Raw genomic sequence first — 22,781 nt, 5'->3', positions numbered from 1 at the left:
CATGACGGACAGTCGACTGACGGGTGCGGCGGCCGGGCGGTGCGACCGGACCGAGGAGACCGACGTCCTGATCGTGGGCGGCGGGCCCGTCGGGCTCGCGCTCGCACTCGACCTCGGCGGGAGGGGTGTGGACCTCGTCCTCGCGGAGGCCGGGGACGGGCGGACGGCCCACCCCAAGGTCTCGACCGTCGGGCCCCGGGCGATGGAGGCGTTCCGGCGCTGGGGCGTCGCGGACGCGATCAGGGGCGCGGGCTGGCCGCCCGACCACACCCTGGACATCGCGTGGGTGACCGCCGTCGGCGGCCACGAGCTGCACCGGCTGCGGTTCGGCACGGCCGGTGAGCGGCCCCTGCCCGCGTACACGCCGGAACCCGAGGCGATCTGTCCGCAGCACTGGCTCGCGCCGCTGCTCACCGCGCGGGTCGGTGTCCACCCGGCGGGGCCGCTGCGGCTCGGCACACGGCTGCTCGGCCTTTCGCGGCTCACCGACCGGGTAAGGGCCGTGCTCGTGGACGCGGCGGGGGTACGGACCGCGGTACACGCCCGGTACCTGGTGGGCTGCGACGGGGCCTCGTCGCCGGTGCGCAAGGCGTGCGGGATCGACTCGCCCGAGCGGCACCGGACCCGCGTCCTGCGCAACATCCTGTTCCGGGCTCCGGGGCTCGGTGCGGTCCTCGGCCCGCGCGCCGCCCTCGTCCACTTCGTGACCGAACCGGGCGGCCTGCGCTACCCCTTGCGGGCGATCGACGGCCGGGACCTGTACCGGCTGACGTGTCCCGCAGGACCCGCCGACGCGGTGAAGGCCGTACGGCGGGCCCTCGCCGTGGACGTACCGGTGGAGGTGGTGTCGGACGCCACCTGGCACCTGACCCACCGCGTCGCCTCCCGGTACCGCGCCGGGCGGGTCCTGCTCGCCGGGGACGCGGCGCACACGCTGTCGCCCTCGGGCGGTTTCGGCCTCGCGACGGGCGTCGGCGACGCCGCCGACCTGGGATGGAAACTGGCGGCCGAGCTCGCGGGTTGGGCCGGGCCCGGCCTGCTCGACAGCTACGAGAGCGAACGGCGGCCGGTGGCCCTCGGCAGCCTGGAGGAGAGCCACCGCAATCTGCGGCGGACCCTCGACCGGCGCCTCTCCGCCGCGCTGCGCGACGAGACGGCCGAGGGGGAACGGGCGCGGGCCGCCCTCGCCCGGGAGATCGCGGCCTCCGACCCACGGCGCGAATTCGACCTGCCCGAGGCGCACTTCGCCCATCGTTACGTGTCACCGGTCGTCGCGGACGAGAAGACGGAGGCCCCACGCCCGGAGCCGGGACCGCCGGGTGGCCGCGAGCCCTGGTGGAACCGAACGGCCCTGCCCGGCGCCCGGGCGCCCCACGTCTGGCTGGGGCCCGGCCGGTCGACGCTCGACCTGTTCGGCCCGGAGTTCGTCCTGCTCCACCGAGGACCCGACACCCCGGACGGTCTCGTCCGCGCCTTCCGCGACCGCGGGGTCCCGCTGCGGGCGGTGCGCCTCGACGAGAAGGAGGTGGCCCTGCGGTACGAGCGGCCGTTCGTCCTGGTCCGCCCGGACGGCCATGTGGCCTGGCGCGGCACGACCCCGCCGTCGGACCCGGGCCAGGTGGCGGATCTGGTGCGGGGGGCGGGGACGTGAGCGGAGGGATGGGCGGGGGGATGGGCGGGGGGATGGGCGGGGGCGGGGCGCCGGCGGGCGTGCCCGAGGCCTTCGACCCGGCGCGGCTCGATCTGGCCGACCCGTACCCCGTGTACCGGCGCTACCGCGAGACCGACCCGGTGCACGCGGTGCGCCCGCCGACCGCCGGGGGCCGCACGGCGCCCACGACCTGGTATCTCTTCGGCCACGCGGAGGTGAGCCGGGTTCTCACCGACCGGGGCTTCGGGCGGGCGTCCCCCTCGGCGGCGGGTGCGACACCCGTCCCCGTGGGGTACGCGGCGCTCCGTCGGACCGTCGAGAACTGGCTCGTCTTCCTCGACCCGCCCCGGCACACCCGGCTTCGCGCGCGCGTGGCCCCGCCCCTGGGCGCACCCGCCGTACGGGCGCTGCGTCCGCGCGTACGGGAGATCGCCGAGGAACTCGTACGACCGCTCGCGCGGCGGCCCGTGGTGGAGCTGGTCGAGGGTTTCGCCGCGCCGTTCCCGCTGCTCGTCGTCGCGGGGCTGCTCGGGGTGGACGCCGGGCATTGGCCCTGGTTCCGGGCGGAGGCGCTCGCCCTCCAGCAGGCGGGAGGGGCACGGCTCGACCGGTCACCGGCCGCGCTCGAACGGGCCGACCGGGCGGCGGCGGAGCTCGAGGCCTACTTCGGCCGGGAGCTGGCGGCACGGCGTACGGAGGACCGGGGCGACCTGCTCTCCGCGCTCGCCACGGCCGGAGCCGAGGACCCGTCCCTGGGGACGACCGCCCTGACGGCGACGTGCGTCCATCTGCTGACCGCAGGACACGAGACCACGACGGGGCTGCTCGGCAAGGCGGTGCTCGCGCTGCTCGCCCGTCCGGAGGTGGCGGCGGAACTGCGGGCGGACCCGGGTCTGTTGCCTGGCGCTGTGGACGAGTTCCTCCGGTACGACCCTCCGGTCCAGATGGTCACGCGGTGGGCGCACCGGGATGCCGAGCTCGGCGGCAGGACCGTACGCAGGGGCGACCGCGTCCAGTTGGTCCTCGGATCGGCCCACCGGGACCCGGCGCGCTTCCCCGACCCCGACACGCTCGACATCCACCGGGACAGCGGCCGGCACTGCGCCTTCGGTCTGGGCATCCACTACTGCGTGGGCGCGGCACTGGCGCGCGCGGAGGCCGAGATCGGGCTCGGGCTCCTCCTCGACGAACTCCCGGCACTCCGCGCGGGCGCGCGCCCGATGGTCGAGGTGGAGTACGCCCCGGACTGGGTGTTCCACGGGCCGTCGCGGCTGACGGTGTCGTGCTGAGTGACGCCGTGACGAAAATCGGTTGCGCCCGCCCAGGGCGGTGGCTCCAATGACGGGCACGGCCACCACCCGCGCGCGCCCGTCGGGCCTGCCGTGACGCACACGAACCGCCGGCCCCGGCCGGTGCGCGATCCGGCCGGGCCGCGACCGCATCGACCCAGGGGGAGACACCACCCGATGAGCACGTCACCATCGCCGTCCGGAGCGCGGCACACGGACAGTTCACCCGTCCTCCTGGGCGCTCTCGTCCCGCTGACGCGGCCCGGCTGGGTCGAGGCGGGCCGGCATCTGCTCGCCGGACTCGACCTGGCCGTGAGCGAGGTCAACGGCGCGGGTGGGATCGACGGCAGGCCCCTGGAGCTCCTTGTCAGGGACACCGCGGCCGACCCCGAGCGGGCCGGGGCGGCCGTGGAGGAACTCGCCGGCCTGGGCGTGGCCGCGGTGGCCGGTGAGTACCACAGCGTCGTCGCCCGGGCCGCCGCCGCCCGGGCGGACGCCCTCGGCGTGCCGTTCCTCTGCTCGTCCGCGGTCCTCGACGCGCTCACCGACAAGCCGGCGGAGTGGGTCGCGCGCATCGCCCCGGCGCAGTCCCACGGCTGGCGGATCTACGGGGACTTCCTCCTCGGCGCCGGCCGGCACCGGGTCGCCGTGGTGACCCAGCCGAGCGTCTACTGGGCGTCCGGGACCCGTGTCCTGCGGGACCATCTCGCCGCCCGCGGCGGCACCGTCGTCGAGCTCGACGCGAGCGCGCTCACCCCCGAGGCCCTGTGCGACGCGCTCGTCGGCCACGGCGTGACGGCGCTCCTCCTCCTGGTCGGCCATCCGGAGCCGGCGGTCCCCCTCGTCAGGGCCGTCCGGGGCGATCGGCGGCTGGCGGGGATCCTCATCGGCGCTCCTGCGGGACAGCCGGAGTTCCCCGGGTGGGCGGCGGAGCTCGGCGAGGACGGCGCGGGGATCCCGTTCCTGCGCTATCTGCCCGAGCGCCTCGGTCCGCTCGGCGAGCGCGTCGGGAAGGAGCTTCGCGAGCGGCTGGGCGAAGAGCCGTCCTTCGTCGCCTTCGAGGGCTGGGACACCGTCACCGTCCTCGCCGAGGTGCTGCGTTCCCACGGCACGGACCGGGCGGCCGTCGCCGCGGCATGGCCGAGCGTGGCGGTCGAGGGCACCCGCGGCCCGATCCGGTTCTCCCGTCCGCCGGGCACCGGCGTGTGGCAGTGGGCCTGGGCCCCGGTCCAGGTCGTCGACCGGGACCCGGCGGAACCCGGTCGCTTCCGGATCCTCCACCACTCGCCTGATCGGCGAGACACCCCCTAGGGTCCCCCGGCTAGGGGACGACGGGCCCCGCGGCCCGCGAGGCGTTCCCGGCCCGGGCGTCTCCGTCGCCGCACATCGCCTGCCCGTACAGGGTGTCCAGCGCGTCGTCGATGGGGTGGGGCTGTGGCTGCCCCGATGCGTCCCGCTCGTTCCACCTCTGGAGATTGACCGCGACGGACATCTGACGTCCGCCGTCGGCCCTGGTCAGAGAGATCGTTCCCGCACCCCAGACCGTGCCGTCGTGGCCCCAGAAGGTGCCGCAGTCCGGGACGGTGACCTTGTGCAGGCCGAGGCCGTACTCGATCATCGATCCGTCCAGGGCGCGGACCGGGACGGTGCGCTGCATCTGAGCGAGCGACGACCGGCTGACGATCTCGCCGCCGAGCAGTTTGCCGTAGAAGCGGTTGAGGTCCTCCATGGTCGACACGAGAGCGGCCCCCGTCCCCGTCCAGGACATGTCGTAGACGCTGTAGTCGCGCGGCGGGTCGATCAGGCCGTACAGGGACTCGTACATGCGGGAGTGCGGCCCGTTGATCCGTGGGCCGGCCGGGAACTCGGTGTGCCGTAGGCCGGCGCGCCGGATGACGTCGCTGGTGATGGACTGCTCGGCGGTGGTGCCGGTCACCCGCTCCAGAAGCCGGCCGAGAAGCAGCCAGTTGGTGTTGGAGTACACGCCGACGGGCGCTCCGGGCTCGCTCGCGGGAGGCGCCGCGAGCCCCATCCCGATCAGCTCGTCCGGGCTGAACCGCCTGAACCGGTTGGCGTCGAGGCTCTCGGGCGAGTCGTGCCGCAGGGAAGGGAACGCGTAGGGGATGTAGTCGGGAAGGCCACTGGTGTTGTTGAGCAGCATCCGGACCGTGATCCTCCTGCCGCGCTCCCCCGGCACCAGCTCGGGAAGGTAGCCGCCGATGGGCGCGTCGAGCCGGATCCGGCCCCGCTCGACCTGCCGCATGACCGCGACGGCGGTGAAGGTCTTGGTGACGCTTCCGACGCGCTGCCTCATGTCGGGCGTGACGGGACGGCCGGTCCCGACGTCGGCGACCCCGGAGGCGCCGCGCCATGTCCGGCCGGCGTCCCGCACCTCGGCGAACACCCCCGGTATCCCGGCGCGGTGCACCCCGTCGACAGCGCGGTGCAGCCCCGCGGTGCCGAAGCCGTTGGAGGGGCTCGTGCTGCCGGCCGGCACGGTCCTGGTCCCTTCGGGCACGGGAGCGGCCGCCGCGCCCGCAGCCACACTCAGCGCGGCCACGCTCGCGCACACTGCCAGTCGGATCTTCATGATGTCCGTCCTTTCACGGTCGATGAGGGCGACGGGGACTCTCCCGGCGCCGTGCGGTGTCCACGGGTTCCGTGGCTCATGCGGCGAGAGCGCGGCGCAGGGCGGCGCCGAGCTCGGCGTTCTGCCGCTGCGACACGTCGGCGGAGAGGATGGCCTGCGAGCCGTGGAAGGTGCCGGGCCACTGGTGGAGTTCGACGGAGACGCCCGACCGCATCAGGCGCAGCGCGTACTCGATGCCCTCGTCGCGGTTCGGGCAGAACTCCGCGGTGGCGATGTGCGCCGGCGGCAGGCCGGACAGGTCGGCGGCCCGGGCGGGGGCGGTGTACGGGGTGGCGGCCCGTGAGCCCAGACAGTGCCGCCACGCCGCGGTGAGCTTGTCGCGGTCGAACCAGGGCGTGTCGGTGAAGTTCCGCGCCGACCACGTGTCCTGCCGGTCGTCGAGACCCGGTTGGTTGAGCAGCTGGAAGCAGATCGCCGGCCCCTGCTCGTCCCGCGCCCGCAGTGTCACGGCGGCGGCGATCCCGGCGCCCGCGCTGTGCCCTCCGATCGCGATCCGCGCCGGGTCGACGCCGAGTTCGTCCGCGTGGGCGGCGGTCCAGGAGAGTGCGGCGTAGGCGTCGTCCTGGGCGGCCGGGAACGGGTGCTCGGGTGCCAGGCGGTAGGCCACCGAGACCACCACGGCCCCGGACATGTCCGCGATCCGGGCGGCCCACGGATGCTCGGTGTCGAGGTCGCCGAAGACCCCGCCGCCGCCGTGCAGCCAGACGACGGCGCCTCGTGCCCGCAGGGGGCGGTAGACCCGGACCGCCACGTCCGGCTCGCCGGGCACCGTGCGGTCCTCGACCTCCATGGCCGAGGTGTCCGGCGCCGGCGCCGCCGCGGCACGTGCGGCGAACTCCTCGCGGCCGGCGACCGGGTCGTTCATGTCGATGTGCGGGAAGAACGGGATGAAGGCTTCGAGTTCGGGATCCATGACGACCATCCTCACGGCCGTCCGCCGAGGGGTCATCCGCCATCCGTCGCGCGGCCCGCCCCGATCACGCGCCGATCGGCGCGCCCTGTCCGACCGCCCGTCCTTCTATCCTTCTGCCATGGAGGCACTGGCCGTACGGCTGTCGGGACTGGATCCGTACGTCGACGGTGCGATGCGCATCATCGCGTTCTACGACACGCTGATGCGCCGGCGAGTGGACCTTCCGGCGCTCGCCCGCGCCTCGGCGGCGCTCGCCGAATGCGTCACCGGGATACGGCTCCACAACAATGGGCGCGCGACCCGCTTCTCGCCCGAAGGCACGGAGGCGTCCGTCCCGGAGTCACCCGCGTCCACCACGGCGCCGATCGTCCTCGACGAGGAGGAGATCGGCATGGTGTGGCTCGAACGCTCCGGCCCACCGGGCCCCCTCGACGACGTCCTCCTCGACCGGCTGGCCATCGCCGCGGCGGCGGCCGTCGAGCGGTACGGTCCGGCCCGCACGACCATGGCCGACCCCGCTCTCGTCGAACTGGCCATCAGCTCCGGCAGCGACGAGGCAGCCAGAGCGCGGGCCCTACGCCTCCTGGGTTTCGCCGCCGACCTGCCGATCCATGTCGTCGCCGTGCGTTCGCGGCTCCCGCTCGACCGTATCGGCGCACTGGTCTGCCCGGGCCGTCCGGTGAAGGCGGCGCCGCTCGCCGACGTGGGCGTCATCCTGGCCGCCGCCCTGGCCCCGGCCCGGTTTCCGGCCGGCGTCCGCGCGGGCATCGGCGCCGCCGAGAGCCCTGACGTGTCCTGGCGACAGGCCCGTACCGCGCTCCGCTTCACCACCCGGCGCGAGCCCGTCATCCGCTCCACCGACCTGGGCGCGCTCGCGCTCCTGGCCGAGATACCCCAGGACGCCGTACGCGCCAACGCCGACGTGGCCGCCATCGCCCGGATCGCGGGCAACCCGGAGGACATGGAGACGCTGGACACCTACTGCGCCACCGGCTCGCTCCGCCGGGCCGCCGACCTCCTCCATCTGCACCACAGCAGCGTCGCCCGCCGGCTCGAACAGATCGCGAAGGCCCTGGACGTCGACCTCACCGGGCCCACCGGGCTGACACGGGTCAGGCTCGCCCTCACCGCGTGGCGACTGCTCGACGGCTGAGGAGGATCCACGCGGGCACGCGGAGGCGTCAGCGCCCGGACGGGGCCGTGAACGTGACGTCGGCGGCCGGCACGGTGGTCTCCGCGTCGCTGCCGAGGGCGTACGCCGCGACGCGGGAGACCGTCGCCGCGGGTATCGCCTCGCTGATCCCGGGCACGGCCGGGACGTCCTGGGTCGCGTGGGCGTCGTGCGGCACGACGACGCGGTAGCCGCGGTCCAGCGCCGTACGGGCCGTCGCCTGGACGCACATCTCCGACATCACGCCGCAGACGGCGACCGCCCGCACCCCCGCGCCAGTGAGCACGTCGCCGAGCGGGGTGTCCCGGAAGCCGTCGTCGCGGGGCTTGCGGATGACGACTTCCGCGGGTCCCGGCTCGACGGGGTGGTGAAGTTCCCAGCCGGGCGTGTGGGGTTCGTCCTCGGCGCCGGGCGGTCCGTCGTTCTGGAGGTGGACGACGAGCGCCCCGTCCCGCCGGGCCCGGGCGATCAGGTCGGTCGTACGGTCGACGAGCCGGGCGGCCCCGGGCACGGCGCCGGCACCGGTGACGAAGGCCGACTGCACGTCCACGACGATGAGGGCGTCCACGGGCTGCGGGCGCGGGGCGGCCCCGGCATGCTGGTCCATCCCGTCATCATCACGCCCACGCGCCCCTGCCGCCACGGGATTTCACCGGAGGGGTGCGGGTGCGGGCCGGCGGGCGACCCGCCGGCCCGGGCACGCTCAGTGCGCGGGCCAGGCGCGGGGCCTCCCGGTCTGCCCGGGCACGCTCAGTGCGCCGTGTCGCGGCTTCCGACGCCCAGGAGGGCGAGCGTGGCCGCCCGTAGCCATGTCGCCGCCTCCCGTACCGACAGGCGGCCCGCCCCGACCTCCTCGCCCGCCGCGTGGCCGAGGGCGATGACTGCGGCCACCAGCCAGTGGGCGGGGGGCGCGGGGTCGAACTCGCCCGTCGCCTGGCCCTGTTCGATCAGCCGGGTGAGCCGGGCCGCGACGGGCTCGTGCCGGACCTGGTCGGCGGAGGGGCCGGAGCCGGGGCGGGCCCCGGGGCGGGCGCTCCCTCCCTGGAGGAGCACGGGGTTGCGCGCGAAGAGGCGCCAGCCGATGTCCTGGAGCCGCAGCAGGGAGTCAAGCGCGGTGCCGCCGTCCTCCTCGGCCTCGTCCATCGCGGCCATGGCCTGGTCCGTGATCCGGTCGGCGACGGCGTCGAGGAGCGCGTCGCGGCTGCCGAAGTGCGCGTAGACGGTCTGGCGGGTCACGCCGGCCGCGGTGGCGATCGCGGCCATTCCCGCGTCGGGCGTCCCGGCGAGCAGCCGTACCGCCGCGTCGAGCACCGCGGCCCTGCTGCGCTCGGCGTCGGCGCGACGGCGGGGCCGCGCGGGGGACGGCTCGCCCGGGGTCTCGAAAGCAGTCAACTCTTACACCCTTGTCAGAAATAGCCCCCTCGCTATACCTTACAGGCCTGTAAGAGATATACGGTCTCCCCTCTTGGCAGGAGCACGGTGAACCCCCTTCACACGAAACCCCCCGGGCAGTTCGTCTCCGACTTCTTCACCACCTTCACCGAAGCCGTGGTGCACGGCTCGGAAGACCCCTCCGACGTGATGTCCCGGTACTTCACCCCCGATGTCGTACAGGTCGCCGACGGTGTGGTCATCGACCGGGACCGCCTCCTCGCCCACCTCCGGCCCGTACGGAAGAACGTGCGGACGTTCCGGTGCGAGATGCACGAGGCGTACGCGGACGGCGACCGGATCGCGGCCCGCTTCACGATCCACGCCGGGATGCGCAAGGGCGGGCGGCTCTCCACCCGGGTGCACATGTTCGCCGAGTTCACCCCCGACGGCCGGATGCGGCGGGCAGAGCAGCTCACCCGGCCCGTCACCGCCGAAGCGGAGGACGAGCGGTGAACCGCGGGCGCGTACGACTCCTCCTGGGCCTGGCCCTGTTGTCCACCGGCGCCCTCGCCGGCGCCTTCGGCTACGGGGCGGCCAACCTCGTCCCCACCTTCGACGCCGTACCGCTCGAGATGAGGCTGTCCTTCCACAGCCGGCTGATGCGGATGAACGGCATCACCATGCAGGGCGCCATGGCCGCGTCGGCGCTCAGCGCCCTCGCCCTCGCCGCCGTGACCCGCGGGACCTCCCGGTGGCTGGCCGGCGGCGCGGGGCTCCTCGCCGTCGCCTCCTTCCTGATCACCCGCCTCGGCAACGTCCCCATCAACGGCCGCATCAAGGAGTGGGCGGTCACCTCGGCCCCCGCCGACCACGCCGAGATCCTGGCCCGCTGGGAGGCGTTCAACCAGGCCCGCACGGCGACCGCGTTCGCCGCCTTCGCCCTGCTGATCCTCCTCGCCCTGCGCCGGGACGACCCCGCCTGAACCAGGAGGGGGCGCCCGTCGACCGGCCGCCGGCACGTTCAGGACGCGCGGCTCTCGACCCACTTCCAGAAGTCGACCATCATCCGCTCGTAGCGGATGCCGAACTCCAGCGCCTCGCGCTGACCGCGCGTCAGCGACTCGCCCACCTCCTCGGCGAGTTCCTCGTACTCCCCCAGGGTCCGCAGGTGCTCCTCGACCTGAACCGGGGAGTGGACGCGCGGGCTCGCCCCGAACCACAGTTTCAGGATGCCCCGTTCGCGGGCCTCGACCGGTACGAACGCGGGGTCGGCGAGCCAGTCCCGCAGCGCGGCCGCGCCCTCCCCCGTGAGCCTCATCAGACGCCGGTTCCGGCCGCCGGCCTGTCTGACCACCGAGAGCAGCCCCGCCTCCAGGAGCCGGTCGCACTGGGCGTACACCTGCGCGTGCGGCATGGACCAGAACGGCGCCACGGTCCGCGCGGCCTCCACCTTCACGTCGTACGGGCTGGCCTCGCCCAGCTTGTCGATGAGGCCGAGCACGAGGAAGGAGGGTGTGGTCAACCGGACTTCAGCCATGCGGGCGACGGTACCGCGACGGGTCGGACCGGCGGCCCGGGCAGGACGCCCGGCCCCGCGACGCTACTCCGCCCGGAGCGCCCGTGCCGTGGCGGTGCGGGCCGCCCAGCCCGCCGGGAGCAGCGCGCCCGCCGTCGCGATCACCACGCCGGCGGTCGCGAGGAGCACGAGGAGGGGCGTGCCGTACACGTCGATGTCGGCAGGCGGGATCGTGGTGCCGGCCGCGCGGCCCATCGCCGGCATCACCGCGCGGTGGAGGGCCACGCCGAGCGGCACGCCGAGCGCGCCCGCCACCAGGCCCACGGCCCCGACCGAGGTGAGGACCTGGGCGACCGTCTGACGCGGGGTCATCCCCAGGGCCTTGTACACGCCCAGGTCACGGACCCGGTCGCGGGTGTCGAGGACCACCGTGTTGAGGACACCCAGACAGGCGACGACGACCAGCATCAGCGTGAGCATGGCGATCAGGGCCTGCATCGCCCGGATGACGCTCGACCTGCCGGTCTCGGTGACCCCGGCCTCGGCCCCGAGCGGGGACACCGCGGTGTCGAGCCGCTGGGCGTAACGCGCCGGGTCCGTGCCGGGCGTCACCGTGACGGCGAAATCCGCCGGCAGGTAACGGGCTCGCAGCGAGGCGACGGACGCCGTTCCCGTGCGCAGGGCCATGCCGTCGTCCCCCAGGTCGAAGATCTCGCCGACGATCCGCACCCGGACCGTGCGCCCCGCTTCGGAGAGCGTGACCGTGTCCCCCACGCGGACGCCCGTGGTGCGGAGGAACCGGGACGCCGCGACGGCCTCCCCGGTGGCCCGGAACCAGCGCCCCGAGACCATCGTGTGGGGACTGCCGGTGGTGTCCCCCTCGTACGCGACCAGTGGCGCGCCGCCCTTGAGTCCGGCGACCTCCAGCTGGGTACGGGCGGTCCGGTACACGGAGGCGGTCTCCGGGAGCGCGGCGATCGCCGCCGCCACGGCGGCCGGATCGGCCGGTTTCCCGGGCAGGGGCGGCGTCCCCTGTCCGCCCGGCGAACCGTCGGGCCTGGCCACGGTGTGGACCGTGACGTCACCGCCCCGGTCCGGCTCCCCGTCCGTCCTGACGGCGACGAGCGTGCTGCCGAGCCCCACCGCGAAGGTCACGGCGAGCGCCCCGAAGGTCACCGCGGCGGCCGTGCTCGCCGCGCGCGCCGGGCGGGCGAAGGGCGCGGCAAGACCCAGGGTGACCGGCCGGGGCAGCGGCAGCCGCCCGAGCAGGCCGAGGATCCGGCGCCCCCGGCCGCCGCCGGCCGCCGGGCCGAGGCGCAGGACCGTGGCGGTCGGCAGCCGGGCCGCGCGGAGGGCGGGTCCGAAGGCGGTGACGGCGACCAGGGCGAGGGCGCCGGCGGGGACGGCGATGTCCACCCAGAGGGGGATCAGGAGCGCCGACGTCCCGTACACCTCGGCCACCTCCACCATGAGGGGCACGGCGAGCACGTTGCCGACGGCGACGCCGAGGGCCGCTCCCACGACGCCCGGGATCAACGCCTGGGCCACGTACGCGCGTCCGACCTGGAAAGGCGTGAAGCCCAGGGACTTGAGGATGCCGATGCGGCGGGTCGCCGCGCCCACGGCGCCGCTCACCACGATGCCGATGACCAGGACGGACATGGCGAGTCCGAGGAGGGCGAAGGCGGTGACGAAGGGCACGAAGGCCGCCGTGGTCTCGCGCGCGGTCTCCCGTACGTCGAGGTACGAGCGGGCGCCGGTGACGGTCCCGGCGGGAGCGGCGGCGGTGATCGCCCGCCGGGCCGCCGTCATCTCGGCGCGCGTGTCGGCGGGGTCGAGCCGGTAGAGCATCTGGAACTCGGGGGTCCGCCCGGTCGCGAGCGTCGTGAGCTGCGCGGGGACGACCCAGGCGTCGGCACTCTCACCGGCCGACTCCGCGACGCCGACCACGGTGAGGGAGACGCCCGCGGCGGTCAGCCGGACCCCGGGGCCCGCGCTCGGCGGCTCCGATCCCCGCTCCAGGACGATCTCGCCGGGGGCGGTGGCCCAGCGTCCCTCCACCAGCGTCACCGCGTCCACGGGCCCGGCGGCCGAAGCCCGGCCGACGATCGTCAGGGGCGGCGCCTCGAAGCCGGGCGGGGCCGCCGTGTCCGCGCGCAGGCGCAGGGAGGTGACGGCGAACGGGCCGGAGGCCGCGGACACTCCGGGCAGCTCCGCGGTGGCGGCGAGCCGCTCGGGGGTGAGCCCCGCACCGCCGAACCGCACGGTCAGATGAGCGCCGTGCTGCCGGGCGAAGGCCCGGTCGAAGGGGGCGCCCGAGGCGACGAGGAGCCCGACGGCCAGGACGGCGGAGGCGACGGAGAGCAGTGTCGTCAGGACCAGCACGGCGGTCTGCGTACGGCGCCGGCCGACACCGGCCCGCACGACCCGGCCGAACGGCCCGCCACGCGAGGCGAACCGTCTGCCGCCCGGCCCTTCGGCGGGCCCGCCACGCGACGCCGACCGCCCGCCACCGTTCCCGCCGGCCATGACGGCCTCGCCGCCCCCGGACTCCCTCATCGGGTCACCGCCGCGACGTCACGGACGACACGGCCGTCGACGAGTTCGATCGTCCGCGTCGCGCAGGCCTCGGCGAGGGACAGGTCATGGGTGACGAGGACGATCGTCTGCCCGTCGGTGTTGAGTTCGCGGAGCAGATCACGGACGTCCGCGCCGGACGCCGTGTCCAGCGCTCCCGTCGGCTCGTCGGCGAGGAGCAGCGGCGGACGGTTCATCAGGGCGCGGGCGACGGCGACGCGCTGCCGCTCGCCCCCGGAGAGACGGCCGGGGTACGCGCGCGCGTGGCGGGCGACGCCGAGCCGGTCGAGGAGTTCGGCGGCCCGTGCCGCCGCCCGGCCGCGCGGCATCCCGGCGAGCTGGGCGGGGAGCAGGACGTTGTCGGTGACGGTGAGGTCGTCGAGGAGGTTGAAGAACTGGAAGACCATGCCGATCCGGCTGCGCCGGTAGGTCGCGGACGCGGTCTCGCTCAGCCGGTCGACGCGTTGCCCGTCCACGGTCACCCGGCCTGTGCTGGGGCGGTCGAGGCCGGCGAGGAGGTTGAGGAGGGTCGACTTGCCGCTGCCGGAGGGGCCGAGCACGGCCAGTGCCTCTCCGGGCGCGACCCGCAGGTTCATGTCCACGAGCGCGGCCGGCCCGTCATCGTACGTCCTGCCGACCCCGGTGAGGTCGATCAGTGGCTCGGGTGCGGTCATGGGCCCTCCAGGGCTGTGGCGTCGTGCGGGCCGGGGCCGGCTGGTCCGGGCCGTCGCCGACGCTAGGAGCGGACCGGCCGGGGGCGCGTCGGCCGGGGTGGCGAGGATCCGTACCGTGTGCGGCGGAGGCGCGGGCGGGTCATCCGTGCGATGTACGCCCGGGGGACGGGCCCCTGGTCCTCGGGGGCGATCCGCCGGGACCGCCCGCTTTGACACACTGCGCCGGTGAGCGGGTACGAGGAGTTCAGGAACTGGGTGCGCGGGTCGCGGGCGATCGGCGCGCCGCCTCCGCTGTCGCGCTGGGCGTGGGCGGCCGACGGGCTGCTCGCCGTGTCGCTCGCGGTCGCCACGGTGGTCGGGAACCAGAACCGCTCGTACGTCGAACTGCGGCCGGACCTGATCGGGAGCAAGACGCCGGTGTCCGGGCAGCTCCCCACGCCTCCTCCCCCTCCGGATCTGCCGGGACATCCGGGCGGTCCGCAATCCGTGCCCGCGGTGGAGCACCTGCTGCCGCCGGTGGACGCCCCGGAGATGGCGGCCGCCCTGCTGACGGCGCTGCCGCTGGCGCTGCGGCGCCGCTTCCCGCTGGCCGTCTACTGGGTGGTGACGGTCGCGGCGGTGCTGCTTCATCTGGGGGACGTCGCCGCCGACGCCACGACGGTCACCTTCGCGTCGGGGCTCGTCGCGGCGTACAGCGCGGCGATGTACAGCCCGCACCGGGTCGCCGTGGCCCTCTCGCTGGTCGCCGGGGTCGTGCTGTACGCCGTCTTCCCGCTGGTCCCGGACGTGGACAGCGGCCTGGTGCCGCTGCTCGTGCTGCTGCCGATCGCCCTCGCCTCGCACGGTGTCCATCTGTGGCGCCAGCGGGAGCGGGACCTGCGGGCGGACCGGGAGGCCGAGCTGCGCAGGGCGGTCGACGCGGAGCGGGCCCGGATCGCCCGCGAACTGCACGACGTGGTCACCCACAACGTGAGCATGATGACGATCCAGGCGGGGGCGGCGCGCACGGTCCTCGCCACCTCCCCCGACCTGGCCCGGGAGGCGATGCTCGCCGTGGAGGCGGCGGGTCGGACGGCGCTGTCGGAGCTGCGGCACGTGATGGGGCTGCTCACGATGGCGGCGGACGGTCCCGATCCGGCGACCGACGTGGATCTCGCCCCGCAGCCGGGCCTTGACCGGCTGACCGAGCTGACGGACCGGGTGCGTTCCTCGGGGGTGCCGGTGGACGTGGCGGTTCGGGGCGTTCCGGTCGCGCTGCCTGCCGGGATGGACCTCGCCGCGTACCGGGTGGTGCAGGAGGCCCTGACGAACGTGGTGAAGCACGCGGCGGGCGCGCGGGTGTCGGTCACCGTGGAGTACGGGCCGGAGCGGCTGTCGGTGGAGGTGTCCGACACGGGCGGTCCCGAGCGGCGTCCGGCCGAAGCCGGCGGCGGCCACGGCCTGCTCGGCCTGCGGGAACGGCTCGCGGTCTACGGCGGTACGCTGCGGGCGGGCAGGCGCCCGGACGGCGGATTCCGGGTCCTGGCGGTGATTCCGTGGGAGGCTCCATGACCGACGCGGGCGAGGCGACCGACGCGGGCGACGTGAGCAACGTGCCCGGCACACCCGGCCCTTCCGGCACGCCCGGCACACCCGGCACCTCCGGCACGTCCGGCGCGCCGCGTGTCGTGATCGTCGACGACCAGGCCCTGGTGCGTACCGGTTTCCGGATGATCCTGGCCGCCGACGGCATCGAGGTGGTCGCGGAGGCCGCCGACGGCGAGGCGGCGGTGGCCGCCGTGCGGCGGACCCGGCCGGACGTCGTCCTGATGGACATCCGGATGCCGGGCACCGACGGCCTCGAGGCCACGCGCCGCATCCTCGCGGACGGCCCGGCGCCGCCCAGGATCGTCGTCCTCACCACCTACGACCTCGACCGGTACGTGTACGCGGCGCTCGACGCGGGCGCGAGCGGCTTCCTGCTCAAGGACGTGACCCCGGAGCATCTGACGGCCGCGGTCCGGCTCGTGCGCTCCGGAGACGCGCTGCTCGCCCCGGCGATCACCCGCCGCCTGGTGGAGCGCTTCGCCGCGGCCGACGGGCGCCCGGCGGCTCCGCACCGGGAGCTGGCCACCCTGACGCCGCGCGAGCTGGAGGTCCTCGAAGCCCTGGCACGCGGCCACAGCAACGCCGAGCTGGCCGCGCGTTTCCGGTTGAGCGAGGCGACGGTGAAGACGCATGTCGCCCGCATCCTGTCGAAGCTCCGGCTGCGCGACCGGGCCCAGGCCGTGATCGCCGCCTATGAGACGGGTCTGATCACGCCGGGATCGGAGCGGCGGGGGTCCGCCGGCCCGGCCTGACGCAGGAACACGTCCGCCGAACCGAGCCGCGGCTCGCCCGCCCCGTCCGGCCGGGGCACGAGCCCGTCCGCCGGGCCGGGCTCCGGTCTCAGGAGGTCTCCGAGGGCGGTCAGGCGGATGAGACGGAGGATCCAGGTCTGGTCGCAGAGGAGCCTCCAGCGCGCACCGCGCTGTTGTGCGCGCCCGGCGCAGTGCGCGAGGAGTCCGAGCCCGGTGGCGTCGCAGAAGGTGAGGCGCCGGATGTCGACGGTCAGGTCGTCGGACTCCCGGACGAGGGCGTCGAGCTCGGGCCGCAGGTGCCGTACGAGGACGAGGTCGAGCTCGCCCCGGAGGGCCGCGACGGTGAGACCACCGGCCGAGTCGACGACGAGATACGGGTCATGACGGGGGATCAGCTGCATCGGACGCTCCACAGGGCGGCTCCATGTGTCGCTTCGAGCGTGGCCGTCCCGCTGCCGGGAGGGACGTTTCGCCTCGGTCGCTGTCACCTGAATCGGTGAATGTGCGGACCGCCCGATCCCGCTCCTACGCCCGAACGTCGTCCAGGGGTGCGAGGTGGGGGCGCTTGGCGGTGCGCCCGTCGCCCGAGGAGTGGCCGCGCAGACGGCGGGCGATCCAGGGCCCCAGGAAGTCGGCGGCCCACCGCAGTTCGGCGGCGCCGGTGCGCCATCCGGCGGGCGGCGGGGTGGCGGGGGCGGGCAGGGGGCGGGTCCAGGAGTCGTCGCTGCCGGGCAGCGCGAGGGCCTGGGCGACGGCGGCGGCGATGCGCTGGTGGCCGAGGGGGCCGGCGTGCAGGCGGTCCGTGCTCCACAGCCGGGGGTCCGTGACGACGGCGTGGTGGCCGGTCTCGGCGACGACGACCCCGTGCCGGTGCGCGGCCTCGCGGATGCGGTGGTTGAGGGCGGTGACCCGGTGGCGCACGGGCCGGGCGAGCGGGGTGACGCGGGCGACGTCGGGGAAGGTGAGGGTGGCGACCCGGCTCCCCCGGGCGGTGAGCGCGGCGAACATCGCCTCCAGGTGACCGGCGACCTCGTCGGCGTCGAAGCGGGGCCGCAGCAGGTCGTTGACGCCGGCCACCACCGTCGCCAGGTCGGGCCGGAGGGCGAGCGCGGGGCCGAGCTGTCCGGCGTGGACCTCGCCGGCGAGGCGGCCCCGGACGGCGAGGTTGGCGTACAGCAGACCGGGGTCGTGGCGGGCGAGCTCCTGGGCGAGGCGGTCGGCCCAGCCGCGCAGGCCCGTGACGTCGTCACCGTCGCCGACGCCTTCGGTCTGACTGTCGCCGAGTGCCACATACCGCGAGAAGGGGACTTGTGCGCCGGTCATGGCGGGACCTCGGTTCAGTGCGTCGACGGGGCGGGCGCGGCGGCGGAGGGGCCGAGGGGTGGACAACCCTTACGGCCTCACCCTAACCTCCGAATCACCTATTCAACGAATTGACTAGAGGTGATGTCGTGCACCCGTTCCGCGAGGCCGTCGAGAACCGGGACGAGACCGCCATCGAGGCGCTCCTCGCCGAGGACGTCGTCTTCACCAGCCCCGTCGCCTTCAAGCCGCACGTGGGCAAGGCGATCACCGCGGCGATCCTGCGCGGGGTGATGCGGGTCTTCGAGGACTTCACCTATGTCCGTGAGATCGCGAACGCCGACGGCCGCGACCACGCCTTCGTCTTCACCGCGACCGTCGACGGCCGGAAGATCCAGGGCTGCGACTTCCTCCACTTCGACGAGGAGGGGAGGATCGACGACTTCACCGTCATGGTCCGCCCGCTCTCGGCCGCCCAGGCCCTCGCCGCGGCCATGGGGGCCCAGTTCGACCGGATCGCCCGCGAGGCCGCGGAGGCGGAGGCGGCGGAGGCCGGAGAGACAGCCGCAGCCTGATCGACGCCGAACCCGAAGACCCGGGCTCGGTCGCGAGCCCGGGTCCCACCGGAGCGGTGGAAACGGTCAGCCCGCGAAGCGCGCCATCCAAGCCTCGACCTCGGAGGAGGAGCGCGGCAGGCCCGCCGAGAGGTTCTCGTGGCCGTCGTCGGTGACGACCAGGTCGTCCTCGATGCGGACGCCGATGCCGCGCCACTCCTCGGGCACGGTCAGGTCGTCGGGCTGGAAGTACAGCCCCGGCTCGACGGTGAGCACCATGCCCGGTTCGAGGACGCCGTCGACGTGCTCCTCGGTGCGCGAGTGGGCGCAGTCGTGGACGTCGAGGCCGAGCATGTGGCCGGTGCCGGCCATGGTGAAGCGGCGCTGGAGACCGAGGGCGTACGCGCGGTCGACGGGGCCCTCGATGAAGCCCCACTCGACGAGCCGCGCCGTCAGATGACGCTGGGACGCCTCGTGGAAGTCGCGGAACGGGGCGCCCGGCTTCACCGCGGCCATGCCGGCCTCCTGGGCCTCGTACACCGCGTCGTACACCTGGCGCTGGACGGGTGTGAAGGTGCCGCTGACGGGGAGGGTGCGGGTGACGTCGGCGGTGTAGAGAGTGCGGGACTCCACGCCGGCGTCGAGCAGGAGCAGCTCTCCGGGCCTGACCGGGCCGTCGTTGTCCGTCCAGTGCATGATCGTGGCGTGGTCGCCGGCGGCGCAGATGGTGCCGTAGCCGACGTCGTTGCCCTCCAGGCGTGCCCGGCGGAAGAAGGTGCCCTCGATCCACCGCTCGGACGAGGCGATGGCCCGGGAGAGTTCGCCGACGCAGTCGGTGAAGCCGCGCACGGTGGAGTCGACGGCCTTGCGCATCTCGCCGAGTTCCCACTCGTCCTTGACGAGGCGGAGTCCGCTGAGCACCTCCTCCAGCTCGTCGTCGCGCTCCTCGTCGGTGGTGACGGCGGCTTCGAGGGCCGGGTCGTGGCCGCGGACGATCCGGGTCGGGACGCCGGAGCCGGCGGCCAGGTCCTCGGCGGCGGTGCGGACGTCACGGCAGGGCAGACCGAGGACGCGGGCCGCCTCGGCGAGGGAGCGGCGGCGGCCCATCCACAGCTCGGCCGTGTTGCCCGTCCAGAACTCGTCGTCGTCCCGGCTGTCGCGGGGCAGCTGGTAGCAGTAGGCGTCGTGGCCGCCGTCGGGGCGCGGTTCGAGGACGAGGGCGCCGTCGCGCGCCTGGTCTCCGGTCATGTGGACGTAGCCCGAGTACGGCCGGAAGGGGTAGGTGTCGTCGTTGGAGCGGGTCTTGAGGTTGCCCGAGGGGACCACGAGGCGCTCGCCGGGGAAGCGGGCGGAGAGCGCGGCGCGGCGGCGGGCCGCGTACGGGGCCTGCTCGTCGGGTTCGAGTCCGTGCCGCTCGGTGTCCGCCCACCCCGTCCTCATCAGCGCGGAGAGTTCCTCGGAGACTCCTCCGTAGAGGCCGTTCTTGCGACCCTTCGCCACGTCCTGCTCCTTCTTCCGGGTCGGTCACTCGGCCGCCGGTGGTCCGGCGCCTCCCGGAACGTACTCCTCGGGGGCCGCCCCGGGTGCCCGGATCGGCCACTGGCACTGATCGGCCACTCCGGCGGCGACGGGGTCGATAATGCGGTGCATGGAGAACGACAAGCTCAGCGCGGCCCTGCGGGTTCTGGGGATCGGCGAGGAGGCCGTACGGGTCTATCTGAAGCTCCTTGAACGGGCTCCCGCGCCGCTGAGCGTGATCGCCTCGGCGGCCGGTCTCGAGGGCGCGGCGTTCTCGGCGGCGTACGGCGAGCTGATCGACTCGGGTCTGGCGAGCGCCGCCGAGGAGGTCGGGGACGTGGTGGCGCCGGTCCCGCCGGCGGCGGGCCTGGAGATCCTCGGCCGGCACCGGGCCGCCGAGATCGACGCATCCCGCATCGCCGTCGGGGGTGCGTTCGAGTCGTTCCGGCGGCAGCGGCTCGCCGCGTACGACGACCGTCTCGTGGAGGTGGTCACGGGGGACGCGATCGGTCTCCGGATGCGGCAGGCCTGGGCCAGTGCCCGTGAGCAGATCCGGCAGTTCGACTCGCCGCCGTACTTCCCCCTCGACGGCGCGACCGACGACGCGCTCGCCACCCTGGCGCGCGGGGTGACCCAGCGCGTCGTGTACTCGCGGGAGTCCCTTGAGCATCCGGGGCAGCTCGAGAACTCCATCGAGCCCTGTATCGAGGCGGGCGAGCAGGCGAGGGTCCTGCCGTCGGTGCCGGTCAAGCTGGTGATCATCGACGACGCGTACGCGCTCGTCTCCCTGTCGATCCAGGAGACGGACGTGTACAACACGATGCTGGTCGTGCAGCCGTGCGGGCTGCTCTCCGCGCTTGTGGCGCTGTTCGAGCAGGCGTGGCAGAACGCGCTGCCGTTCCACGGCCGTTCGCCGCGGCCCGCGGGACTGCGGCCGGCGGACCGGCGGCTGCTCCGGCTCCTGGCGGCGGGCGCCGCCGACGAGGTCATCGCCCGGGAGCTCGGCGTCAGCCGCCGTACCTTCTTCCGCCGGGTGCAGGTCCTGATGGCCCGGCTCGGTGCTACGAGCCGGTTCCAGATGGCGCTGCAGGCGCAGCGCTCGGGCTGGCTGTGACGGTCGCGCCGACGGGGCCGGCCGGGGCCGGGACGTCCGCGACGTCCGGGACGGGGGCCTTGCCGGCGGGCTGCGCGGTGCGGGTCAGCCGCTGCCAGAGATAGGTGTGGACGAGCGCGCTGTTGTGGGCGGCCTGTTCGTTGTCGCCCGCGCCCGCGTGGCCGCCGCCGGTGTTCTCGTGGAACAGGACCCGGTGGCCGAGCTCCCGCAGCCGTGCCGCGGTCTTCCGGGCGTGGCCGGGGTGGACGCGGTCGTCGCGGGTCGAGGTCATCAGGAGGACCGGCGGGTAGTCCCGGTCCGCCGCGAGCCGGTGGTACGGGGAGATCGCGTCCAGGTGGGGGCGGTCGGCCTCGTCGTCCGGGTCGCCGTACTCGGCGATCCAGGACGCGCCCGCGAGCAGCTTGTGGAAGCGGGTCATGTCGAGGAGCGGCACCTGGGCGACGATCGCGCCGAACAGCTCGGGGTGGCGGGTGAGCATCGCGCCCATGAGCAGCCCGCCGTTGCTGCCTCCCTTGGCGCCGAGCTGGGCGGGCGTGGTGATGCCGCGTGCGACGAGGTCCTCGGCGACGGCGGCGAAGTCCTCGAAGGCCCGGGGCCGTCGGGCGCCGAGCGCGGCCTGGTGCCAGTCCGGGCCGTACTCGCCGCCGCCCCGGATGTTCGCGATGACGTACGTGCCGCCGCGCTCCAGCCACGCCCGGCCCGTCACCGCCGTGTAGTACGGGGTGAGGGAGACCTCGAAGCCGCCGTAGCCGTAGAGCAGGGTGGGGCCGGGGCCGCCGGCCGTACGGTCGGGGCCGATGACGAAGTACGGGACGCGGGTGCCGTCCCGTGAGGTCGCGAAGTGCTGGTCGACGGTCAGCCCGGCGGAGTCGAAGCGGTGCGGGGCCTGCTTGAGCACCTCAGAACCGGCGCCGATCCGCCCGAGATGGAGGGTGGAGGGCTGCAGGAACCCCGACACGTCGAGGACGTACTCGTCGGAGACGTCGGGGTCGGTGTCGACGACGCTGACGGCGGACAGCTCGGGGACCCCCACGAGCGGCTCGCGTGCCCAACCGCCGCCGTCCTCGGCGGGGGTGAGGACCTCGATCCTGCTGCTGACGTCCCGCATCGTCTCCAGGATCAGATGGTTGCGGGTCCAGCTGTGCCCGGCCAGGGCGGTCCGCGGATCGGGGGTGAAGAGCACCTCGTGGGTGCGGTCGCCGGCGAGGAAGGCGTCGAAGCCGAACGCGAGGAGCGAGCCCGTCGGCCGGCCGAGCCACTCGGACTTCAGGGTGACGATCAGGTACTGCCGGTGGGCGTAGGCGAGGGCGTCGTCGGGGACGTCGATCCGCGCGCGCGTGCCGTCGGGCCGCAGGAGGTACGTCTCGCTCCGGAAGAAGTCGAGCGACCGGCCGACGAACTCCCGCTCGAAGCCGGGCGTGGTGTCCCGGTACCCCCAGGCGGCCACGTCCTCCGGCTCGGCCTCGTAGACGAGTGCGGCGTCCTCCACGGGTGTCCCGCGCCGCCATCGGAGGACGGTGCGGGGATAGCCGGAGTCGGTCAGCGAGCCGGGACCGAGGTCCGTACCGACGAGGACGGTGTCGGCGCCGGCCCAGCCGATCCGTGTCTTCGCCTCGGGCAGCCGGAAGCCGTCGTCGACGAACTCCCGTGTCTCCAGGTCGAATTCGCGGACCACGACGGCGTCCCCGCCGTCCCGCGAGAGCCGTACGAGAGCCCGGTCGTACTCCGGGCGCCGTACGCGTGCCCCGTCCCAGACCCACTTCTCGCCCTCGGCGGCCGCCAGCGCGTCGACGTCGAGCAGGACCTCCCACTCGGGCTCGTCCTGCCGGTAGAGCTCCGGGGTCGTACGCCGCCACACGCCGCGGACGTGCTCGGCGTCCCGCCAGAAGTTGTAGAGGTACGGGCCGCGCCGCACGGTGTACGGGATCCGGTCGGAGGCGTCGAGGACCTCCCGCAGTCGCGCCTTCAGCGCCCCGAACCCGGCGTCACCGGCCACCGCTCGCGCCGTCTCGGCGTTCCGCTCGCCCACCCAGGCGAGGGCGTCCTCGCCCGAGATCTCTTCCAGCCACAGGTACGGATCTTCATCGGTCACGCCTCGTATTGTGCAGGCCGGGACGTGACCGTACGAACGGTTCACGG

General features: G+C 74.6%; 21 protein-coding genes. 10 read left to right on the top strand and 11 right to left on the bottom strand.

What is annotated here, in order from left to right:
* Position 1 precedes the first annotated feature (1 nt).
* From ACZ4VK_RS06780 to ACZ4VK_RS06770, 3 genes are all read left to right on the top strand, one after another.
* Positions 2 to 1,651, top strand: coding sequence for an FAD-dependent monooxygenase (locus ACZ4VK_RS06780; RefSeq protein ID WP_468349248.1), 1,650 nt, complete (start codon positions 2 to 4; stop codon positions 1,649 to 1,651).
* A 20-nt stretch (positions 1,652 to 1,671) separates the two neighbouring features.
* Entirely contained in the window at positions 1,672 to 2,940 is a 1,269-nt protein-coding gene (locus tag ACZ4VK_RS06775; RefSeq protein WP_468349246.1) for a cytochrome P450, read from the top strand.
* 177 nt (positions 2,941 to 3,117) lie between these two features.
* Positions 3,118 to 4,251: an ABC transporter substrate-binding protein gene (locus tag ACZ4VK_RS06770; protein WP_468349244.1), complete on the top strand. Its 1,134-nt coding sequence runs from the start codon at positions 3,118 to 3,120 to the stop codon at positions 4,249 to 4,251.
* Positions 4,252 to 4,261: 10 nt separating this feature from the next.
* Here the strand turns inward: ACZ4VK_RS06770 and ACZ4VK_RS06765 are convergent, their stop codons facing one another.
* Both ACZ4VK_RS06765 and ACZ4VK_RS06760 read right to left on the bottom strand, forming a co-directional pair.
* Positions 4,262 to 5,530, bottom strand: coding sequence for a serine hydrolase domain-containing protein (locus ACZ4VK_RS06765; protein WP_468349242.1), 1,269 nt, complete (start codon positions 5,528 to 5,530; stop codon positions 4,262 to 4,264).
* Between the two features lie 76 nt (positions 5,531 to 5,606).
* On the bottom strand, positions 5,607 to 6,503 hold the full coding sequence (locus ACZ4VK_RS06760) for an alpha/beta hydrolase (protein WP_468349240.1): 897 nt from the start codon (positions 6,501 to 6,503) through the stop codon (positions 5,607 to 5,609).
* Positions 6,504 to 6,621: 118 nt separating this feature from the next.
* Here ACZ4VK_RS06760 and ACZ4VK_RS06755 point away from each other — a divergent pair, with 118 nt between their 5' ends.
* Complete coding sequence (locus ACZ4VK_RS06755) at positions 6,622 to 7,656, top strand: PucR family transcriptional regulator (protein ID WP_468349238.1); 1,035 nt, start codon at positions 6,622 to 6,624, stop codon at positions 7,654 to 7,656.
* 28 nt (positions 7,657 to 7,684) lie between these two features.
* Here ACZ4VK_RS06755 and ACZ4VK_RS06750 read toward each other — a convergent pair whose 3' ends face one another.
* Together ACZ4VK_RS06750 and ACZ4VK_RS06745 are read right to left on the bottom strand one after the other, a co-directional pair.
* Positions 7,685 to 8,281: an isochorismatase family protein gene (locus ACZ4VK_RS06750; RefSeq protein WP_468349236.1), complete on the bottom strand. Its 597-nt coding sequence runs from the start codon at positions 8,279 to 8,281 to the stop codon at positions 7,685 to 7,687.
* A gap of 143 nt (positions 8,282 to 8,424) precedes the next feature.
* Positions 8,425 to 9,066, bottom strand: a complete 642-nt coding sequence (locus ACZ4VK_RS06745; RefSeq protein ID WP_468349234.1) for a TetR/AcrR family transcriptional regulator — start codon at positions 9,064 to 9,066, stop codon at positions 8,425 to 8,427.
* Positions 9,067 to 9,153: 87 nt separating this feature from the next.
* Here ACZ4VK_RS06745 and ACZ4VK_RS06740 point away from each other — a divergent pair, with 87 nt between their 5' ends.
* Together ACZ4VK_RS06740 and ACZ4VK_RS06735 are read left to right on the top strand one after the other, a co-directional pair.
* The gene (locus ACZ4VK_RS06740) at positions 9,154 to 9,561 is read left to right on the top strand and encodes a nuclear transport factor 2 family protein (RefSeq protein WP_468349232.1); all 408 of its coding nucleotides are present in this window, start codon (positions 9,154 to 9,156) and stop codon (positions 9,559 to 9,561) included.
* A complete protein-coding gene (locus tag ACZ4VK_RS06735; RefSeq protein ID WP_468349230.1) occupies positions 9,558 to 10,031 on the top strand; it encodes an anthrone oxygenase family protein in 474 nt (157 codons plus the stop codon). Before ACZ4VK_RS06740 ends, ACZ4VK_RS06735 begins: the two co-directional genes overlap by 4 nt.
* A gap of 38 nt (positions 10,032 to 10,069) precedes the next feature.
* Here ACZ4VK_RS06735 and ACZ4VK_RS06730 read toward each other — a convergent pair whose 3' ends face one another.
* The 3 genes from ACZ4VK_RS06730 to ACZ4VK_RS06720 form a co-directional block, all read right to left on the bottom strand.
* The gene (locus ACZ4VK_RS06730; protein ID WP_468349228.1) at positions 10,070 to 10,585 is read right to left on the bottom strand and encodes a PadR family transcriptional regulator; all 516 of its coding nucleotides are present in this window, start codon (positions 10,583 to 10,585) and stop codon (positions 10,070 to 10,072) included.
* Positions 10,586 to 10,648: 63 nt separating this feature from the next.
* A complete protein-coding gene (locus tag ACZ4VK_RS06725; RefSeq protein WP_468349226.1) occupies positions 10,649 to 13,123 on the bottom strand; it encodes an ABC transporter permease in 2,475 nt (824 codons plus the stop codon).
* A complete protein-coding gene (locus tag ACZ4VK_RS06720; protein ID WP_468349225.1) occupies positions 13,120 to 13,815 on the bottom strand; it encodes an ABC transporter ATP-binding protein in 696 nt (231 codons plus the stop codon). Before ACZ4VK_RS06720 ends, ACZ4VK_RS06725 begins: the two co-directional genes overlap by 4 nt.
* A 225-nt stretch (positions 13,816 to 14,040) precedes the next feature.
* Between ACZ4VK_RS06720 and ACZ4VK_RS06715 the strand changes: the two genes are divergently transcribed.
* Both ACZ4VK_RS06715 and ACZ4VK_RS06710 read left to right on the top strand, forming a co-directional pair.
* The gene (locus ACZ4VK_RS06715) at positions 14,041 to 15,366 is read left to right on the top strand and encodes a sensor histidine kinase (RefSeq protein WP_468349223.1); all 1,326 of its coding nucleotides are present in this window, start codon (positions 14,041 to 14,043) and stop codon (positions 15,364 to 15,366) included.
* Positions 15,363 to 16,154 carry a response regulator gene (locus ACZ4VK_RS06710; protein WP_468349221.1) on the top strand — a complete coding sequence of 264 codons (792 nt, stop codon included), beginning with the start codon at positions 15,363 to 15,365 and terminating at the stop codon, positions 16,152 to 16,154. Before ACZ4VK_RS06715 ends, ACZ4VK_RS06710 begins: the two co-directional genes overlap by 4 nt.
* Here the strand turns inward: ACZ4VK_RS06710 and ACZ4VK_RS06705 are convergent.
* The gene (locus tag ACZ4VK_RS06705; protein WP_468349219.1) at positions 16,094 to 16,555 is read right to left on the bottom strand and encodes an STAS domain-containing protein; all 462 of its coding nucleotides are present in this window, start codon (positions 16,553 to 16,555) and stop codon (positions 16,094 to 16,096) included. The genes ACZ4VK_RS06710 and ACZ4VK_RS06705 overlap by 61 nt on opposite strands.
* A 124-nt stretch (positions 16,556 to 16,679) precedes the next feature.
* Entirely contained in the window at positions 16,680 to 17,477 is a 798-nt protein-coding gene (locus tag ACZ4VK_RS06700) for an SGNH/GDSL hydrolase family protein (RefSeq protein WP_468349217.1), read from the bottom strand.
* Between the two features lie 128 nt (positions 17,478 to 17,605).
* On the opposite strand from ACZ4VK_RS06700, the gene ACZ4VK_RS06695 reads away from it, so the two are divergent.
* The gene (locus ACZ4VK_RS06695) at positions 17,606 to 18,031 is read left to right on the top strand and encodes a nuclear transport factor 2 family protein (RefSeq protein ID WP_468349215.1); all 426 of its coding nucleotides are present in this window, start codon (positions 17,606 to 17,608) and stop codon (positions 18,029 to 18,031) included.
* Between the two features lie 66 nt (positions 18,032 to 18,097).
* Here ACZ4VK_RS06695 and ACZ4VK_RS06690 read toward each other — a convergent pair whose 3' ends face one another.
* Positions 18,098 to 19,510, bottom strand: coding sequence for an aminopeptidase P family protein (locus ACZ4VK_RS06690; protein WP_468349213.1), 1,413 nt, complete (start codon positions 19,508 to 19,510; stop codon positions 18,098 to 18,100).
* A gap of 148 nt (positions 19,511 to 19,658) precedes the next feature.
* Between ACZ4VK_RS06690 and ACZ4VK_RS06685 the strand changes: the two genes are divergently transcribed.
* Positions 19,659 to 20,642: a TrmB family transcriptional regulator gene (locus tag ACZ4VK_RS06685; RefSeq protein ID WP_468349211.1), complete on the top strand. Its 984-nt coding sequence runs from the start codon at positions 19,659 to 19,661 to the stop codon at positions 20,640 to 20,642.
* On the opposite strand, the gene ACZ4VK_RS06680 is transcribed toward ACZ4VK_RS06685, so the two are convergent.
* Positions 20,590 to 22,743, bottom strand: coding sequence for a prolyl oligopeptidase family serine peptidase (locus ACZ4VK_RS06680; protein ID WP_468350773.1), 2,154 nt, complete (start codon positions 22,741 to 22,743; stop codon positions 20,590 to 20,592). The two genes, ACZ4VK_RS06685 and ACZ4VK_RS06680, sit on opposite strands and share 53 nt — an antisense overlap.
* Positions 22,744 to 22,781 lie beyond the last annotated feature (38 nt).

Source organism: Streptomyces sp. NPDC028711 (assembly GCF_055565415.1).
The sequence above is the reverse complement of the archived record's forward strand: the minus strand, read 5'-3'. Positions and strand labels throughout refer to the sequence as shown.